This is a genomic window from Roseibium sp. RKSG952 (assembly GCF_009711355.1).
In genome coordinates, this window is the sequence record NZ_SMMF01000941.1 from 1 (window position 1) to 16,890 (window position 16,890).

The 16,890-nt window shown below is 55.7% G+C and carries 15 protein-coding genes; 10 read left to right on the top strand and 5 right to left on the bottom strand.

What is annotated here, in order from left to right; translation table 11 throughout:
• From E1297_RS28240 to E1297_RS28270, 7 genes are all read left to right on the top strand, one after another.
• Nucleotides 1-329: CopD family protein (locus E1297_RS28240; RefSeq protein ID WP_155144145.1), on the top strand; the 329-nt coding region annotated here is incomplete at its 5' end.
• A gap of 125 nt (nt 330-454) precedes the next feature.
• Nucleotides 455-1,726 carry a transcription termination factor Rho gene (gene rho, locus E1297_RS28245; RefSeq protein WP_155144147.1) on the top strand — a complete coding sequence of 424 codons (1,272 nt, stop codon included), beginning with the start codon at nt 455-457 and terminating at the stop codon, nt 1,724-1,726.
• Between the two features lie 30 nt (nt 1,727-1,756).
• Nucleotides 1,757-3,043, top strand: coding sequence for a tRNA uridine-5-carboxymethylaminomethyl(34) synthesis GTPase MnmE (gene mnmE, locus E1297_RS28250; RefSeq protein ID WP_155144149.1), 1,287 nt, complete (start codon nt 1,757-1,759; stop codon nt 3,041-3,043).
• Nucleotides 3,044-3,055: 12 nt separating this feature from the next.
• Nucleotides 3,056-4,924 carry a tRNA uridine-5-carboxymethylaminomethyl(34) synthesis enzyme MnmG gene (gene mnmG, locus E1297_RS28255; RefSeq protein ID WP_368669710.1) on the top strand — a complete coding sequence of 623 codons (1,869 nt, stop codon included), beginning with the start codon at nt 3,056-3,058 and terminating at the stop codon, nt 4,922-4,924.
• On the top strand, nt 4,921-5,544 hold the full coding sequence (gene rsmG, locus E1297_RS28260) for a 16S rRNA (guanine(527)-N(7))-methyltransferase RsmG (RefSeq protein ID WP_155144151.1): 624 nt from the start codon (nt 4,921-4,923) through the stop codon (nt 5,542-5,544). Before mnmG ends, rsmG begins: the two co-directional genes overlap by 4 nt.
• On the top strand, nt 5,537-6,340 hold the full coding sequence (locus tag E1297_RS28265; protein WP_170335770.1) for an AAA family ATPase: 804 nt from the start codon (nt 5,537-5,539) through the stop codon (nt 6,338-6,340). The genes rsmG and E1297_RS28265 overlap by 8 nt, the downstream gene beginning before the upstream one ends.
• A 20-nt stretch (nt 6,341-6,360) precedes the next feature.
• A complete protein-coding gene (locus tag E1297_RS28270) occupies nt 6,361-7,257 on the top strand; it encodes a ParB/RepB/Spo0J family partition protein (RefSeq protein WP_155144153.1) in 897 nt (298 codons plus the stop codon).
• Here E1297_RS28270 and E1297_RS28275 read toward each other — a convergent pair.
• From E1297_RS28275 to rph, 4 genes are read right to left on the bottom strand one after another with little or no spacing between them, the layout of a single operon-like run.
• Entirely contained in the window at nt 7,247-7,600 is a 354-nt protein-coding gene (locus tag E1297_RS28275) for a YbaN family protein (protein WP_155144155.1), read from the bottom strand. The two genes, E1297_RS28270 and E1297_RS28275, sit on opposite strands and share 11 nt — an antisense overlap.
• Nucleotides 7,601-7,603: 3 nt before the next feature.
• Nucleotides 7,604-8,758 carry a radical SAM family heme chaperone HemW gene (gene hemW / locus E1297_RS28280; RefSeq protein WP_155144157.1) on the bottom strand — a complete coding sequence of 385 codons (1,155 nt, stop codon included), beginning with the start codon at nt 8,756-8,758 and terminating at the stop codon, nt 7,604-7,606.
• Entirely contained in the window at nt 8,748-9,362 is a 615-nt protein-coding gene (gene rdgB, locus E1297_RS28285; protein ID WP_155144159.1) for an RdgB/HAM1 family non-canonical purine NTP pyrophosphatase, read from the bottom strand. Before rdgB ends, hemW begins: the two co-directional genes overlap by 11 nt.
• Entirely contained in the window at nt 9,359-10,072 is a 714-nt protein-coding gene (rph, locus tag E1297_RS28290; protein ID WP_155144161.1) for a ribonuclease PH, read from the bottom strand. Before rph ends, rdgB begins: the two co-directional genes overlap by 4 nt.
• A 112-nt stretch (nt 10,073-10,184) precedes the next feature.
• Here rph and hrcA point away from each other — a divergent pair, with 112 nt between their 5' ends.
• Together hrcA and E1297_RS28300 are read left to right on the top strand one after the other, a co-directional pair.
• On the top strand, nt 10,185-11,249 hold the full coding sequence (gene hrcA, locus E1297_RS28295; RefSeq protein ID WP_155144163.1) for a heat-inducible transcriptional repressor HrcA: 1,065 nt from the start codon (nt 10,185-10,187) through the stop codon (nt 11,247-11,249).
• 10 nt (nt 11,250-11,259) lie between these two features.
• A complete protein-coding gene (locus E1297_RS28300; protein ID WP_155144165.1) occupies nt 11,260-11,823 on the top strand; it encodes a nucleotide exchange factor GrpE in 564 nt (187 codons plus the stop codon).
• 31 nt (nt 11,824-11,854) lie between these two features.
• On the opposite strand, the gene mutS is transcribed toward E1297_RS28300, so the two are convergent.
• Nucleotides 11,855-14,488 (bottom strand): DNA mismatch repair protein MutS, encoded by a 2,634-nt coding sequence (mutS, locus tag E1297_RS28305; protein WP_368669711.1) that lies wholly within the window; start codon nt 14,486-14,488, stop codon nt 11,855-11,857.
• A gap of 143 nt (nt 14,489-14,631) precedes the next feature.
• On the opposite strand from mutS, the gene E1297_RS28310 reads away from it, so the two are divergent.
• The gene (locus tag E1297_RS28310) at nt 14,632-16,887 is read left to right on the top strand and encodes an NADP-dependent malic enzyme (protein WP_155144167.1); all 2,256 of its coding nucleotides are present in this window, start codon (nt 14,632-14,634) and stop codon (nt 16,885-16,887) included.
• Nucleotides 16,888-16,890 lie beyond the last annotated feature (3 nt).

Below are 16,890 nucleotides of genomic sequence, written 5' to 3' on the forward strand. Positions count from 1 at the left end.
CACAATCGGTCGACGGAGCGCAGGAAATCTTCTTTGAAATGGAGGATAAGCTGCTTCGCGTCATCATGCGCCCTGCAATGATCGTGGCATGGGTCTGCGGTTTGATCATGGTCTTCACGCCGGGGATTGTCGGATGGGACTGGTCATGGCCCTGGGTCAAAGGTGCAGCCGTGATTGGAATGACCTGGTTCCATCACTGGCTGATGGCGCGACGCAAAGACTTCTTAGAGGGACGAAATAAGCTCACTGGGCGCCAGTACCGCATGATGAACGAGGTACCGACCGTTTTGATGGTTATCATCGTTCTGGCGGTCGTTCTGAAGTTCTGAGGGCCTGTTTGACTCCGACTGCTGTCACGCTTATGTAGAGATCAACACGCCCGTCCGGGCGGCGTATCTTCCGTATTGAATTTCCACTCTGTGCCGCGACCTATGCGGACAAGGTTCGTATCATCATGACAACTGAATCCCTGAATCTGGCCGACCTGAAGGCCAAAAGCCCCAAAGACCTTCTGGCGATGGCCGAAGAGCTGGAGATCGAAAACGCCTCGACCATGCGAAAAGGCGAAATGATGTTCCAGATCCTGCGCGAACGCGCGGATGAGGGCTGGACCGTTGGCGGTGACGGTGTGCTGGAAGTCCTGCAGGACGGCTTCGGCTTTCTGCGCTCGCCTGAGGCGAACTATCTGCCGGGTCCGGACGACATCTACGTCTCACCTGAAATGATCCGCCAGCATTCGCTGCGGACTGGGGACACGGTGGAAGGTGAGATCAAAGCCCCTGATGATAACGAGCGCTACTTTGCCTTGACCAAGGTCACCAAGATCAACTTTGAAGATCCTGAGAAGGCCAAGCACAAGATCCTGTTCGACAACCTGACGCCTCTGTATCCGGATGAGCGTCTGAAGATGGAAATCGAAGATCCCACTATCAAGGACAAGTCGGCCCGTGTGATCGATCTGGTGGCACCCATCGGTAAAGGTCAGCGTTCGCTGATCGTGGCGCCTCCGCGGACCGGTAAAACCGTCATCCTGCAGAACATCGCGCATTCGATCGAACAGAACCACCCTGAGTGCTATCTGATCGTCCTGCTGATCGACGAACGCCCGGAAGAGGTGACCGACATGCAGCGCTCGGTGAAGGGTGAGGTCGTGTCCTCGACCTTCGACGAGCCGGCAACACGCCACGTGGCCGTATCTGAGATGGTGATCGAAAAAGCCAAGCGCTTGGTCGAACATAAACGAGATGTTGTTATTCTTCTCGACTCGATCACAAGACTTGGTAGAGCATTCAACACTGTGGTGCCATCCTCGGGTAAAGTTCTGACCGGTGGTGTAGACGCAAATGCTCTACAACGTCCCAAGCGTTTCTTTGGCGCGGCGCGGAACATCGAAGAGGGTGGTTCGCTGACCATCATCGCCACCGCCCTGATCGACACCGGTAGCCGGATGGACGAAGTGATCTTTGAAGAATTCAAAGGCACCGGTAACTCGGAAATCGTTCTGGACCGTAAGATCGCAGACAAGCGCGTGTTCCCGGCGATCGACATCCTCAAGTCCGGTACCCGGAAAGAGGATTTGCTGGTCGACAAGGGTGATCTGGCCAAGACCTTCGTTCTGCGCCGCATCCTCAACCCGATGGGCACCACCGACGCAATCGAGTTCTTGTTGTCCAAGTTGAAACAGACGAAGACGAACGGTGAGTTCTTCGATTCGATGAACACCTGACACAGGTCTTAAACGACGCGAGGCCTTCGAATGGATACGATATTCGCCTTGGCCAGCGCACAAGGCAAAGCAGGGGTGGCGGTCATCCGCCTCTCTGGCCCGCAGGCTCATGCAGCCGCGGGCGCGCTGACTGGTTCCGATTTACCACCCAGGGGAATGCGGTTGCGTGAGCTGCACGCAAGTGATGGATCAAGGTTGGACGATGGGCTGGTTTTGACTTTTGCAGCACCGGCAAGCTTTACCGGCGAGGATGTCACCGAACTGCAAATTCACGGAAGCACCGCTTCGGTCAATGCAGTGTTGCGCTGCCTGTCCGATATGAAAGACTTGCGAATGGCAGAGCCCGGTGAATTCACCCGCCGGGCATTGGAAAACGGCAAGATGGATCTGGCTCAGGTCGAAGGCCTTGCCGATCTGATCGATGCCGAAACCGAAGCGCAGAGAAAGCAGGCCCAGACCATTCTGGCAGGTGAGCTTGGGGATCTGGCCGAACGCTGGCGGCGGGATCTGATCCGGGCTGCCTCACTGTTGGAAGCAGTGATTGATTTTGCCGATGAAGAAGTGCCAACGGATGTATCACCCGAAGTTCGCGAACTGATTACAGGGGTAATGGGCGATCTGGAGCGTGAAGCGCGCGGGGTAAAGATTGCGGAGCGTATTCGTACGGGTTTCGAAGTCGCCATTGTTGGGCTGCCGAACGCTGGGAAATCTACGCTTCTGAACGCACTTGCAGGACGGGAAGCGGCGATAACGTCTGAGTACGCTGGAACCACCCGAGATGTGATTGAAGTGCGAATGGATTTAGCCGGGCTACCAGTTACCCTTCTGGATACTGCCGGGTTGCGGGAAACCGAAGATCATGTCGAAGGATTGGGGATAGCGCTGGCCCGGAAACGCGCTGAAACAGCGGACCTGCGTGTGTTTCTGACAGATGATCCAACTGAGCTTGGGGTCGAGATGCAGCCGGGAGATGTGCAGGTATTGCCTAAATCAGATCTCAGGGGCAGTGGTGAAAACGGGATCTCGGGAAAGACAGGGCAAGGGATTGATCAACTGATTTCCCAGATTTCGCGTGTTTTGTCTGACCGAACCACAAGCACTGGTATTGCAACCCGGGAACGCCACCGCGTTGCAATGACAAAAGCACTGGACGCGCTTAGCCAGGCTATGACGGTTCTGGAATCAGGACCTGACCTGTATGATATTGCTGCCGAAGAGTTGCGCACAGCCATTCGGGCACTTGAATCTTTGGTTGGCAGAATAGATGTCGAGAATCTTCTGGATGAGATATTCTCCAGCTTCTGCCTTGGTAAGTAAGGAGTGTTTCACGTGAAACATTCACAGTTCGACGTCATTGTTATTGGTGCAGGTCACGCCGGTGCTGAGGCCGCGCATGCTTCAGCCCGTATGGGTGCAGTCACTGCTTTGGTAACCTTGTCAGAAACAGATATCGGTGTGATGTCCTGCAATCCGGCTATTGGCGGATTGGGTAAGGGGCATCTGGTGCGCGAGATTGATGCGCTGGACGGCGTCATGGGGCGTGTTGCGGATCAGGCGGGTATACAGTTTCGTCTATTGAACCGTCGAAAGGGCCCTGCTGTTCAAGGCCCACGGGCTCAGGCAGACCGAGCCTTGTATCGTGCGGCGATGCAAAGAGAAACGCGCAATCGAGAAAATCTTTCGGTGATTACCGGTGAAGTTGTTGATTTCCTGATGAATGGGAACCGTGTTTCAGGTGTGAAGCTTGCAGATGGTTCGGAAATCCCGGGAAAATCAGTAATTCTCACCTCGGGTACCTTTCTGCGCGGTGTTATTCATATCGGAGATGTATCTCGCCCCGGTGGTAGAATGGGCGATCGACCATCTGTAAAGCTGGCAGAGCGGCTGGATACTTATTCACTACCTATGGCGCGCTTGAAGACGGGTACACCTCCACGTCTGGATGGTCGGACAATCGATTGGTCAGATTTGGAAAGGCAGGATGGTGACGAAGAACCTACCTTGTTTTCGTTCCTGTCCAAAACCGTTGTTGCTCCACAGATTGCTTGTGGAATCACACATACGAACGCCAAGACACATGAAATAATCGAAAAGAACCTCTCGCGTTCGGCGATGTACGGTGGTCATATCGATGGGGTGGGGCCGAGATATTGTCCTTCGATCGAAGACAAGATCGTGCGATTTGCGGATAAGGATTCGCATCAGATCTTCCTTGAGCCAGAAGGGGTCAATGATCATACTATTTATCCCAATGGTATCTCAACATCGCTCCCCCAAGATGTGCAGGTGGAATATGTCCAGTCGATAAAGGGATTGGAGAAGGCCGAGATTCTTCAGCCGGGATATGCCATCGAATATGACTACATCGATCCCCGCATACTAACAGCTTCGTTGGCTCTTCCAGAGATTCCTGGACTATATCTTGCAGGTCAGATCAATGGAACCACAGGATATGAGGAAGCAGCAGCCCAAGGGCTTGTTGCTGGTCTTAACGCCGCGTTGGAGGTTCAAGGGAAAGATCCTGTCCATTTCACGCGTGCCGATAGCTATATCGGAGTGATGGTGGACGATCTGACCACCCGTGGAGTCGCGGAACCTTACCGTATGTTCACCTCACGCGCCGAGTTTCGATTGTCGTTGCGCGCTGACAATGCAGATCAACGTTTGACGCCAATCGGGAATCAGATTGGTTGCATTGGAAGTGAACGGCAGACCTCATTCAACGATAAGATGGATAAGCTTGATAAAGCTAAGGGAAAGCTCACAGATCAAACCTATACGCCTAAAGAAATTCGCACAGCCGGAATTGAGGTTAACCAGGACGGGAACCGACGCGATGGGATGGCGATCTTGGCGTTTCCGAACGTAACCTTCGATGATCTGCTTCCTCTCGTTGAGGGATTGGGTGAAACCGAAGATGAAATTCGTCGGCAAGTAGAGCGGGATGCCTTATACGCAAACTACATTGCACGGCAGAAGCGCGATGTCGAAGCAATGAAGCGGGATGAATCGTATGTAATTCCACGTGATTTTGACTTCTTTGCTCTGGACGGTCTTTCCACAGAAATGAAGCAGAAGCTGTCCAATGCGAAGCCTGCAAACATAGCGCAGGCAGGGCGGGTTGAAGGTGTAACACCCGCAGCTTTGACGCTGGTCCTCGCTAAATTGCGGCGTGAACAGAAAGCGCTCAAGGCATGATCCCTGAAAACAATGCGGTTCTTAAGCGTTTAGATGTTTCACGTGAAACATTAGACCGCCTGTCGACTTACGTCGATCTAGTTGCTCGTTGGAACCCAAAGATCAACTTGGTGTCGCGCAAAAGCCTGGAAGATATCTGGGATCGGCATATTCTGGATTCTGTTCAGGTCTTTCGTCTTGCAGACAAAGTAGACCACTGGGTTGATCTGGGAAGCGGTGGGGGTTTCCCGGGAATGGTCTGCGCAATCATGGCAATTGAGACTTCACCCGAAACGCGGTTTACATTTGTTGAAAGCGATCAGAGAAAATCCGCTTTTCTGAGAACTGTGTCTCGAGAATGCGGAGCTAATTGCAAAGTGATCTCCAAACGAATCGAAGCTGTTGAGCCATTGAATGCCGACATACTTTCTGCACGTGCGTTGGCGGATCTGCGCCAATTAATGTCCTTTTGTGATAGGCATTTAGGAGAAAATGGCACAGCTTTGTTCCCAAAAGGCGCGATCTGGAAAAAAGAGCTGTCTGATGCCCGCGAGGAATGGAATTTCGAAGCGGAGCCTATTACAAGTTTAACTGAACCCCAGGCCGTTATCCTGAAGATCAAAGGAGTCTCACGTGGTTGATCTGTCTCGCCCTTCAGGGCCCCGGATTATCGCGGTTGCCAATCAAAAGGGTGGGGTGGGAAAGACAACGACGGCGATAAACCTAGCAGCTGGATTGGCCGAGGCAGGTTGCAGGGTTCTGGTGGTGGATCTGGATCCACAAGGAAATGCCTCGACAGGTTTAGGTGTCGAAGATCGGGATTGGACGACCTATGATCTGATTCTGGACGACGCCCCGTTGAAAGCGGTTGTTCAGGAAACCGAAATCGGTGGTCTTTATGTGGTTCCTGCAACCGTCGATCTTAGCTCAGCTGATATTGAGCTTATTTCCAATGAAAAGCGCAGCTATCTTTTGCACGATGCGCTCAGACAGACTGCAATTGATGAGTTCTCGTTCGATTTTGTACTGATCGATTGCCCACCCTCGCTGAATCTTCTCACTGTAAACGCAATGGTTGCGGCGCATTCCGTCCTTGTGCCACTGCAAAGTGAGTTCTTTGCTCTGGAGGGGTTGTCACAACTGATGCTGACAATTCGTGAGGTTCGGCAGACCGCGAATCCGGATCTCAGAATCGAAGGTGTTGTGTTGACCATGTATGACAACCGCAACAACTTGTCCCGCCAGGTTGAAAAGGACGCACGTGACAATCTGGGTGAGATGGTATTTAAAACCAAAATACCCAGAAATGTGCGGGTCAGCGAGGCGCCATCATATGCGCTTCCGGTTCTGCAATATGATTCCGGGTCCTTGGGCGCTATGGCTTACCGGCATCTGGCGCGCGAGATCATGCATAAAAATAACAAAGTGGCCGCCTGAGCGGCTGTCAGGAGGGCGAGTTGAGCGCCAAGAAAGGAAAACCCAGAGGTTTGGGGCGGGGGCTGTCCGCATTGATGGCGGATGTCACACAGGATGTTGAAGGCCGCGTTTCTGCTGAACCGCGCCGCCCGGACATGAAAGTTCCAATCGAAAAGCTTCGCGCCAACCCAAATCAGCCGCGTCGCACTTTTGCCCCTGAACAACTGGATGAACTAGCGGCATCGGTTAAGGAAAAAGGGATCATTCAGCCACTGATCGTGCGCGCTGTGAACGACAGCGAATACGAGATTGTTGCCGGTGAACGTCGCTGGCGCGCTGCGCAAATGGCGCAGTTGCACGATATCCCGGTAATTATACGCGAGTTTGACGATACCGAAGTACTGGAAGTCGCGATTATCGAGAACATCCAGCGCGCGGATCTCAACGCTGTTGAAGAAGCGGCAGGCTATAAGCAGCTGATGGATCGATTTGGCCATACGCAGGAAAAGCTGGCCGAGGCCTTGGGAAAAAGCCGAAGCCATATCGCCAACTTGCTGCGTTTGTTATCATTGCCGATTGATGTGCAAACCCTTGTAATCGAAGGGAAACTGTCTGCCGGTCATGCTCGGGCGTTGATTACGGCAGAAGATCCGTCGGAACTGGCAAAAATTGTTGTCCGTGACGGTTTGTCAGTGCGTGCAACCGAGGCTTTGGTGAAGAAGCAACAGCAAGGTGATGCAGATCGTCCTGCGCCAAAGTCGCGGAACCTGAATGCGGGCAAGGATGCGGATACACGGGCATTGGAAAAGGACCTTTCTGCGATCCTGGCCATGAAGGTTGCGATTAACCACAAGGCGGGTACTGAGACAGGGCAGGTGGTTCTCACCTACGAAAACCTTGATCAGCTAGACGATCTTTGCGCGAAACTCAGCCGTTAGGCCGGGTCCAGATAAAGATCATCACGCCGCTCAGTACGACAGCTTGAATGATCAGAACATGTGACGGAACTGAGAAAATCAGGGACAACCCAAAGACAGCGGCGACCGATATGGTGGCCGCTTTTTTTGCGGCTGGTCGAATTGCCCCGGATTGCTGCCAATCTATGATCATGGGGCCAAATGTTCTGTGGCTCAAAAGCCAGTTGTGCAGGCGGGACGATGAGCGTGCAAAAAAGAAAGCCGCCAGAAGCAGAAAGGGAACCGTTGGCAATAAGGGCAGCACTACACCGATTGCCGCCAGCGCAACGCAAAGCAATCCCAATCCTGCCCAAAGAAACTGCATGCTTTACCCCAATAGTTCCCGAATAACGGCATTCAGAACTGCGCGACCATCTCTTGTCGCCTTTATACGGTTATCCTCCTGGCACAACATGCCAATCTCGCAGAGATCATCTACTTTGTCCTGATCGAGAGAGGTACCAGACAGTAGTTTGAATCGATCAACATCTAGACCTTCTGCAATTCTCAAACCCATCATGAGGTATTCATTGGCCTGATCCGAGCGACTGAGCTCTTCTCTATGGGATTCACCGGAACCTGCTGAGACGGCATTTATCCATGTATTCGGGGACAGGTGCGTTTCAGTTGCGAATTTGCGCCCTTGTGATGTGATGCGGCCATGGGCTCCGGGGCCAATTCCAACATAATCACCATAGCGCCAGTAGATCAGATTGTGCTGAGATTCCGCTCCGGGCCGAGCATGGTTCGAGACTTCGTAGGCTGGCATGCCGTGGCTTTCGCAGATTTCCTGAGTCGCAAGGTACATGTCAGCCGCGCTGTCATCCTCGGGCAGACCGCGTAGTTTGCCGATTGCATAGCGGTCACCGAACGCGGTGCCGTCTTCGATCGTCAACTGATAAAGGGACAGGTGGTCGACCGCCATCGATAGTGCTTCGTTCAATTCTGCGCGCCACGCCTCTACAGTTTGATGCTGGCGCGCATAGATCATGTCAAAGCTGACGCGATCAAAACAATTCCGCGCGATGTCAAATGCTGCGCGCGCTTCAGCCACTGTGTGAATGCGACCCAACCGCCTCAGGTCTTCGTCGTTCAAAGCCTGAACACCCATGGAAATGCGATTCACCCCGGCATCACGGTAGGCGGCAAAGCGACCAGCTTCGACTGATCCGGGATTGGCCTCAAGCGTGATTTCCATGTCGTTGGCAGGGCGCCACAAGGCCCGCGCTTCATCAATCACTGCTGCGACTGTTTCCGGGTCCATCAGAGACGGAGTGCCACCGCCAAAGAAGATCGTATTCAAGACCCGGTCTGGCGTTTCAGATGCTGAGCGTTTCAGCTCACTCAGATATGCATCAAGCCATTGTTTTTGATCAATTTTCTTTGATACATGGCTATTGAAGTCACAATAGGGGCACTTGGCCTCGCAAAAAGGCCAATGCACATACAGGCCAAAGCCCCCGTTGCGCCAATCATCCGCCAAAGCAGCCCTTCACGAACATCTCCACCGCGCGACCGCGATGGCTGATCTTGTTCTTTTCCCAGCGATCCATCTCGGCAAAGGTAATGTCGTATCCGTCAGGGACAAACATTGGGTCATAGCCGAACCCTTCGGAACCGCGGATCGGCCAGACAAGGTGGCCTGGCGCGACGCCTTCGAACACTTCATCATGACCATCGGGCCAGGCCAGAACCAGCGTGCTGCGGAATTGAGCGGTGCGCGGGTGCGGGGCGTCTTTGGCCTCCAATTCGTTATGCGCGCGCGTCATCGCCATCAGGAAATCGCGGCCATTGCCGGTTTCTGCCCAGTCGGCAGTATAAACGCCCGGCGCGCCGTCCAGCGCGTCGATGGTAATCCCGGAATCGTCCGACAGGGCAGGCAGGCCGGTGGCCTTGGCAGCGGCATGTGCTTTGATCCGGGCATTGCCGACGAATGTATCTTCGGTTTCCTCGGGTTCCGGCAGGTTCATCTCACCTGCGCCAACAACCGTCACACCAAAAGGTTCTAGGAGATGAGTCATCTCCTCAAGCTTGCCTTTGTTATGCGTGGCCACCAGCAGCCTGTCCCCGTCGAACTTGCGGGTCATGCGGTGGCAGCCTTTTGAGCAGCGGCCAGCTCGGCAACGCCTTTTTCAGCCAGATCCATCAGCTGATCCATCTGTGCGCGGCTGAAGACAGAACCTTCGGCACTCATCTGAACTTCAATCAGTTTGCCCGAACCGGTCATGATGAAATTGCCATCGACGCCGGCCTCACTGTCTTCTGGGTAGTCCAAGTCCAGCACCGGTTGGCCTGCATAGATACCGCAGGACACCGCTGCAACCGGATCGACCAGCGGGTCAGAAATCACGTCGCCAGCTTTCATCAGCTTGTTCACGGCCAGACGCAGCGCAACCCAACCGCCGGTGATCGAAGCGCAACGGGTGCCGCCATCGGCCTGAATTACATCACAGTCCACGGTGATCTGACGTTCGCCAAGTGCAACCCGATCCACACCGGCGCGCAGGGCACGGCCGATCAGCCGCTGGATTTCTACCGTGCGACCACCTTGCTTGCCACTGGCTGCCTCGCGCCGCATCCGGGTGTTGGTTGCGCGGGGAAGCATGCCGTATTCGGCAGTGACCCAGCCCAAACCCGATCCCTTGATGAACGGTGGCACGCGATCCTCGATCGTGGCGGTGCACAGTACGTGGGTGTCGCCTATTTTGATCAGGCAGGAACCTTCGGCATGTTTGGTGAACCCTGTTTCGATTGAAACCGGGCGCATTTCGCTTAAATCTCGTCCAGAGGGTCGCATGGAAAATCCTTTGTTTGCTGGGTTGGGGATAACGTCCCCGTGCCTTAGGATGCAACCCCGATTGACCTTTCATTTGCCTGCGATTTAATGCCGGTCCAGCAGGGGAAGACGCATGAGCGAAGCGCGCAAAATTCTGGACGAGATGAATGACCGGTCACGCGAGGTGTTCCGGCTGATCGTCGAGAGCTATCTGGATAGCGGAGAACCGGTTGGCAGCCGTACGCTGACCCGCACTTTGTCGGAGAAGGTCAGCGCCGCGACCGTGCGCAACGTGATGCAGGATCTGGAGTTTCTCGGCTTGCTTGACAGCCCTCATGTCAGTGCGGGGCGGATTCCCACGCAGCAAGGGCTGCGGATGTTCGTGGACGGATTGCTGGAAGTGGGTGATCTGGGCGCGGATGATCGGCAGAAGCTGGACGAAACATTAGGCTCTAATGCAGGCGATGTGGGCGGAATGCTGGATCGTGTCGGTTCGGCTTTGTCACACGTGACACATGGCGCATCGCTGGTTCTGACGCCCAAACATGAATCCGAGATCAAGCATATCGAATTCGTTTCATTGGCCCACGACCGCGCTTTGGTGGTTTTGGTCTTTGCCGATGGGCATGTTGAAAACCGCCTGTTTACGCCTCCTCCAGGACAGACGCCCAGTTCGATGCGCGAAGCGGCGAACTTCCTGAACGCGCTGATCGAAGGACGCACGCTCAGTGAAGTGCGGCGTCAGATGCAGTCCCAGATCACAGCGCGCCGGCAAGAAATCGACGTGCTCGCGCGTGAGATGGTAGAAAGTGGCATGGCCGCTTGGGATGGGGACGGCACCGACTCAGCCCGTTTGATCGTGCGTGGGCGAGCGAATCTGCTGGGAGAACCCGGCGAAGCCGAAGAGCTGGACCGAATCCGAACGCTGTTTGATGACCTCGAGCGCAAGCAGGACATCGCTGAATTCCTCGAATTGACCGAGGAAGGCGAGGGTGTGCGCATTTTTATCGGGTCTGAGAACAAACTTTTCTCACTTTCGGGTTCCTCTTTGGTGGTGTCTCCATATATGAACGCTGATCGAAAGATAATCGGTGCGGTCGGGGTCATCGGACCCACGCGTCTGAATTATGGACGGATCGTGCCGATCGTGGATTATACGGCGCAACTGGTCGGCAAACTGATTTCCGACCGGAGCTAGAGGGTAAGAGATGGCAGAGCCCAAGAACGAAGATTTTCTGGACGATATCGCAACCGCCGAGGCGGAAGAGCTGGCCGAGGAATTTGCCGAGATCAGCGAAGAGGCGCTGGAAATTGATGCGCTGCGTGCTGAGCGGGACGATTTCAAGGACAAGTTCATGCGTGCACTGGCGGATGCCGAAAACGCGCGCAAGCGTGGTGACAAGGCCCGTCGGGATGCTGAACAGTACGGCGGATCGAAACTGGCCCGCGACATGCTGCCGGTTTACGACAACATGAAACGAGCGCTCGAAGCCGCAACCGACGAGCAGAAAGAGGTGGCAGGTCCGCTTCTGGAAGGCGTCGAGCTGACCATGCGCGCATTGAAAGACGTGTTCCAAAAGCACGGGATCGAAGTGATCACGCCCGAAGTTGGTGACCGGTTCGATCCGAATGTGCATGAGGCGATGTTTGAGGCACCGGTCCCCGGTACCCGTGCTGGTGACATTATTCAGGTTTCGGCCGAGGGCTTCATGCTGCATGATCGCCTGCTGCGCCCGGCGCAGGTCGGGGTATCTTCGACCCCGGCAAGCTGAACGATTTCAGTTCAAACGAATATTGAGGCGGTCAGGTTCTGGCCGCCTCTTTCAGTTTGTAGATCAGGTCCAATGCTTCACGTGGAGTCAATTCGTCCGGCAGGATTTCATCGAGCATGTCGGTGACAGGTGATGCCTTGGGCGCAGGTGGTGGTGGAGGGGGCGCAGCCGAAAACAAAGGTAGGTCGTCGATCAGGGCTTTTTGCTTACCGCCTTCGCGTTCGGTTTTTTCCAGCTGATCCAGCACGATACGCGCGCGTTCGACCACAGATACCGGCAGTCCGGCCAATTGGGCGACCTGTACACCATAGGATCTGTCTGCCGCACCTTTGTGGACCTCGTGCAGAAAGATGACCTCACCTTCCCATTCTTTCACTGCGACAGTAGCGTTTTCGACGCCTTCCAGTTTTCCGGCCAACACGGTCAATTCGTGGTAATGCGTTGCAAACAGCGCACGGCATTTGTTTGAGGCGTGAAGATGTTCCAGCGTGGCCCAGGCGATGGACAATCCGTCATAAGTGGCTGTGCCGCGGCCGATCTCATCCAGAATGACGAGGGCACGGTCATCTGCCTGATTGAGGATGGCAGCGGTCTCGACCATTTCGACCATAAAGGTCGAGCGTCCGCGCGCCAGATCATCCGACGCTCCGACGCGGCTGAACAACTGGCTGACAAGGCCGATATGCGCCTGCTCTGCCGGGACGTAGCTGCCCATCTGGGCAAGCAGGGCGATCAGCGCATTCTGACGTAGGAACGTCGATTTACCGGCCATGTTGGGACCGGTCAGCAGCCAGATCGCCGCGCCATCGTTGGCGCTGAGATCGCAGTCATTGGCGATGAAGGCGTCGCCGCTTTGCTGGCGCAGGGCGTGTTCGACAACCGGATGTCTGCCACCCTGAACATCAAAGGCGCGCGAGGCATCGACTAGAGGACGGCACCAGTTTTCTCCACGCGACAGATCGGCCAGAGCGGTGGTCAGATCCAATTCAGCCAACCCTCGGGCGGCTTGGTTCAGGCGGGCGGCTTTTCCCAGAATTTCATCAGAAAGCGTTTGATAGAGCCGCTTTTCGATCTCCAGCGCCAGATTTCCGGCGTTCAGAATACGGGTTTCGATCTCGGACAGCTCGACTGTGGTGAACCGCACCTGATTGGCTGTGGTCTGCCGATGGATGTAGGTTTCGCTGAACGGCGGGTTCAGCATTTTCTCGGCATGGGTGGCCGTGGTTTCAATGAAGTAACCCAGCACGTTGTTGTGCTTGATCTTCAGTGATGTGATGCCAGTGTGTTCCGCATATTTCTGCTGAAACCCGGCGATGACCGAGCGGCCTTCGTCGCGCAGGGTGCGGGCTTCGTCCAGCTCGGCATCGTACCCCGGCGCGACAAAACCACCGTCGCGGGCCAGCAACGGGGGTTCTGCTACAAGGGCGTCATCGAGCAGGTTCAGTAGATCATCGAAACCGGTCAGGTTTTGCAGTGCAGTTGCGAGAAGGACAGGTACGTCTTGATTGGCGCAGAGTTCGGCGATTGCGGATGCTTGTGTCATACCATTGCGAACGGCCGCCAGATCGCGGGGGCCGCCGCGATCCAGCGACAGGCGGGACAGTGCACGGTCCAGATCGGGAGTTTTGCGCAGCGCTTCGCGCAGATCCGATGCGATCAGGCTATCTTCGGCAGCGAAACTCACCGCATCCAACCGTCCATGGATGACGTCCAGATTGCGGGAGGGGCTTGAAAGGCGTTGCTCCAACAGGCGCGCGCCACCCGGTGTCACGGTTCGGTCGACCACAGACAGCAGCGAACCTGCGCGACCTCCGGACAGGGAGCGAGTCAGTTCCAGATTTCGTCGAGTTGCAGCGTCGATCTGAACAACTCGGTCTTCGGATTCCTTGAGTGGGGTCTGCAGCAGCGGCAGTTTGCCCTTTTGAGTGATCTCCAGATAGTCGATCAACGCACCCATGGCCGAGATTTCCGCGCGTCCAAAACTGCCGAACGCGTCCAGAGCACCCACGTGGAACAATCCGCATATGCGTTTTTCCGCCGCAGTGCTGTCAAAGCTGGCGCGCCCGATTGGTGTGAGCGAGATACCCAAATCCGCAACCGGTTCGTTCAGTTTGTCCTGAATCCCATCGGCCACGATCAGCTCGGATGGTGCCAGCCGTGCCAGCTCCGGGCTAAGACGCACGGACGTCAAAGGCATCACGTGAAACGCCCCGGTCGAGATATCGGCCCAAGCCAGAGCAGCCTCATCCCGGACCTCGGCATATGCGGCAAGGAAGTTGTGGCGGCGGGCCTCCAACAGCGCGTCTTCTGTCAGTGTGCCGGGCGTCACCAGACGCACGACATCGCGCTTTACCACTGATTTAGAGCCCCTTTTCTTCGCCTCAGCGGGGCTTTCCATCTGCTCGCAGACGGCGACACGAAACCCTTTGCGGATCAGTGTCAGCAAATAGCCTTCGGCCGCGTGAACAGGGACGCCGCACATCGGAATGTCGGATCCGTTGTGCTTGCCGCGCTTGGTCAGGGCGATGTCCAGCGCTTCGGCTGCGTTGACAGCGTCCTCAAAGAACATCTCGTAAAAGTCACCCATGCGATAAAACAGCAGGGCGTCGGCATGGGCCTCTTTGATCTCGAGATATTGCGCCATCATCGGCGTGACTGTGGACAAGGCTGACCCCTTCTGGCGTATTCCGGACGCGACCTTACAAATCCCCCACCCGCGACGAAAGGTGAAAAGTATTCTCGTTGAGGCGCGCCTCTTGCTGCGCTATGAGGCGAAAGCCCAACAGATGTAAAGAAACGACCTATCTCATGCCCAAAGCGAAGATCACTAAAGAAGAGGCGCTGGCCTTTCACCTCGAACCAACTCCCGGCAAGTGGGAGGTTCAAGCCACCGTTCCGATGACCACTCAGCGTGATCTGTCGTTGGCCTACAGCCCCGGCGTGGCTGTTCCATGTGAAGCAATCGCGGAATCCCCGGAAACAGCCTACGACTATACCAACAAGGGCAATCTGGTTGCTGTGATTTCAAACGGCACAGCGGTTTTGGGTCTTGGCAATCTGGGTGCGCTGGGCTCGAAACCGGTGATGGAGGGCAAGTCAGTCCTGTTCAAACGGTTCGCTGATGTGAACTCGATCGATATCGAATTGGATACCGAAGACCCGGATGAGTTTTGTCGTGCTGTGCGCCTGATGGGGCCGACCTTTGGTGGCATTAACCTTGAAGATATCAAAGCGCCCGAGTGTTTCATCATTGAACAGCGCCTGAAGGAAGAGATGGATATTCCTGTCTTCCATGATGACCAGCACGGCACGGCGGTGATCTGTGCGGCGGGTCTGCTGAATGCGCTGCATATTTCGGGCAAAAAGATCGAAGACGTAAAGATCGTCCTGAATGGCGCGGGTGCGGCAGGGATCGCTTGTATCGAGCTGCTCAAGTCGATGGGCGCACGGCATGAGAACTGCATCGTCTGTGACACCAAGGGTGTAATCTATCAGGGCCGCACCGAGGGTATGAACCAGTGGAAGTCGGCGCATGCCATCACCACGGATCTACGCACTCTGGAAGAGGCCATGAAGGGCGCGGACGTCTTCCTTGGCGTGTCGGTTAAGGGTGCTGTGACGCAGGATATGGTTGCGTCAATGGCAGATAATCCGGTGATCTTCGCCATGGCGAACCCTGATCCCGAGATCACGCCGGAAGAGGCGCATGAGGTGCGGGTCGATGCGATCGTCGCCACCGGGCGCAGCGACTATCCGAACCAGGTGAATAACGTTCTGGGTTTCCCATACCTGTTCCGTGGTGCGCTGGACATTCATGCCCGTGCCATCAATGACGAGATGAAGATCGCCTGCGCCCACGCGTTGGCGCGTCTGGCGCGCGAAGATGTGCCGGATGAGGTTGCGATGGCCTATGGAAAATCGCTGACCTTTGGTCGCGATTACATCATCCCGACGCCATTTGACCCGCGCCTGATCCACCGTATCCCACCCGCTGTTGCCAAGGCTGGTATGGATACCGGGGCGGCGCGGCGTCCGATCATCGACATGGACGCCTATGAGCTGAGCCTGAAATCCCGCATGGACCCGACTGCCAGCATCCTGCGCGGCCTGAACGCACGTGCCCGCGCAGCGCAAAGCCGCATGATCTTTGCCGAGGGCGATGATCCGCGCGTTCTGCGCGCAGCGGTCATGTATCAGCGCTCGGGCTTCGGAAAGGCGCTGGTTGTTGGTCGTCCCGATGACGTCAAAATCAAGCTTGAGGCCGCAGGGCTTGGCGATGCTGTTCGCGAGCTGGAGGTGGTGAACGCCGCCAACACCATGCACCTCGATGCCTATAAGGAGTTCCTCTATAAACGTCTGCAGCGTAAGGGATTTGACCGGAAGGATATCCACCGTCTGGCCGCGCGTGACCGGCACGTGTTCTCATCTTTGATGCTGGCCCATGGACATGGCGATGGTCTGGTTACGGGCGCAACCCGGAAATCAGCGCATGTGTTGGATCGGATCAATCACGTCTTTGACGCGGATGCGGCCCATGGCGCTGCCGGTGTCACCGCATTGCTGCACAAAGGCCGGATCGTCCTGATGGGCGATACGCTGGTTCACGAATGGCCGGATGAGAACGATCTGGCCAATATCGCAGAGCGCGCAGCAGCCGTTGCCCGTCATATGGGACTGGAGCCGCGTGTTGCATTCGTCAGCTTCTCGACCTTTGGTTATCCGGTCTCGGAACGTGCGGAAAAAATGCATGTCGCCCCCGAAGTTCTGGACGGGCGCGGCGTAGATTTCGAATACGAAGGCGAGATGACCGTCGACGTTGCCCTGAACATGGATCAGCAAGAGGCTTACCCGTTCTCGCGCCTGACCGGTCCTGCGAACATTCTGATAGTCCCCGCACGGCACTCGGCCAGCATCTCGACCAAGCTGATGCAGGAAATGGGTGGCGCGACCGTAATCGGTCCGATCCTGTCGGGTGTCGATAAACCCATCCAGATCTGTTCGACCGTTTCGACTGCAAACGACATCCTGAACATGGCCATCCTGGCCTCTTGCGATATCGGATAAGCG

Excerpts from the sequence above, each read along its gene's own strand:
- rho (WP_155144147.1), top strand. The coding sequence starts at position 455 with ATGACAACTGAATCCCTGAATCTGGCCGACCTGAAGGCCAAAAGCCCC.
- mnmE (WP_155144149.1), top strand. The coding sequence starts at position 1,757 with ATGGATACGATATTCGCCTTGGCCAGCGCACAAGGCAAAGCAGGGGTG.
- rsmG (WP_155144151.1), top strand. The coding sequence starts at position 4,921 with ATGATCCCTGAAAACAATGCGGTTCTTAAGCGTTTAGATGTTTCACGT.
- E1297_RS28275 (WP_155144155.1), bottom strand. The coding sequence starts at position 7,600 with ATGCAGTTTCTTTGGGCAGGATTGGGATTGCTTTGCGTTGCGCTGGCG.
- rdgB (WP_155144159.1), bottom strand. The coding sequence starts at position 9,362 with ATGACCCGCAAGTTCGACGGGGACAGGCTGCTGGTGGCCACGCATAAC.
- rph (WP_155144161.1), bottom strand. The coding sequence starts at position 10,072 with ATGCGACCCTCTGGACGAGATTTAAGCGAAATGCGCCCGGTTTCAATC.
- hrcA (WP_155144163.1), top strand. The coding sequence starts at position 10,185 with ATGAGCGAAGCGCGCAAAATTCTGGACGAGATGAATGACCGGTCACGC.
- E1297_RS28300 (WP_155144165.1), top strand. The coding sequence starts at position 11,260 with ATGGCAGAGCCCAAGAACGAAGATTTTCTGGACGATATCGCAACCGCC.
- E1297_RS28310 (WP_155144167.1), top strand. The coding sequence starts at position 14,632 with ATGCCCAAAGCGAAGATCACTAAAGAAGAGGCGCTGGCCTTTCACCTC.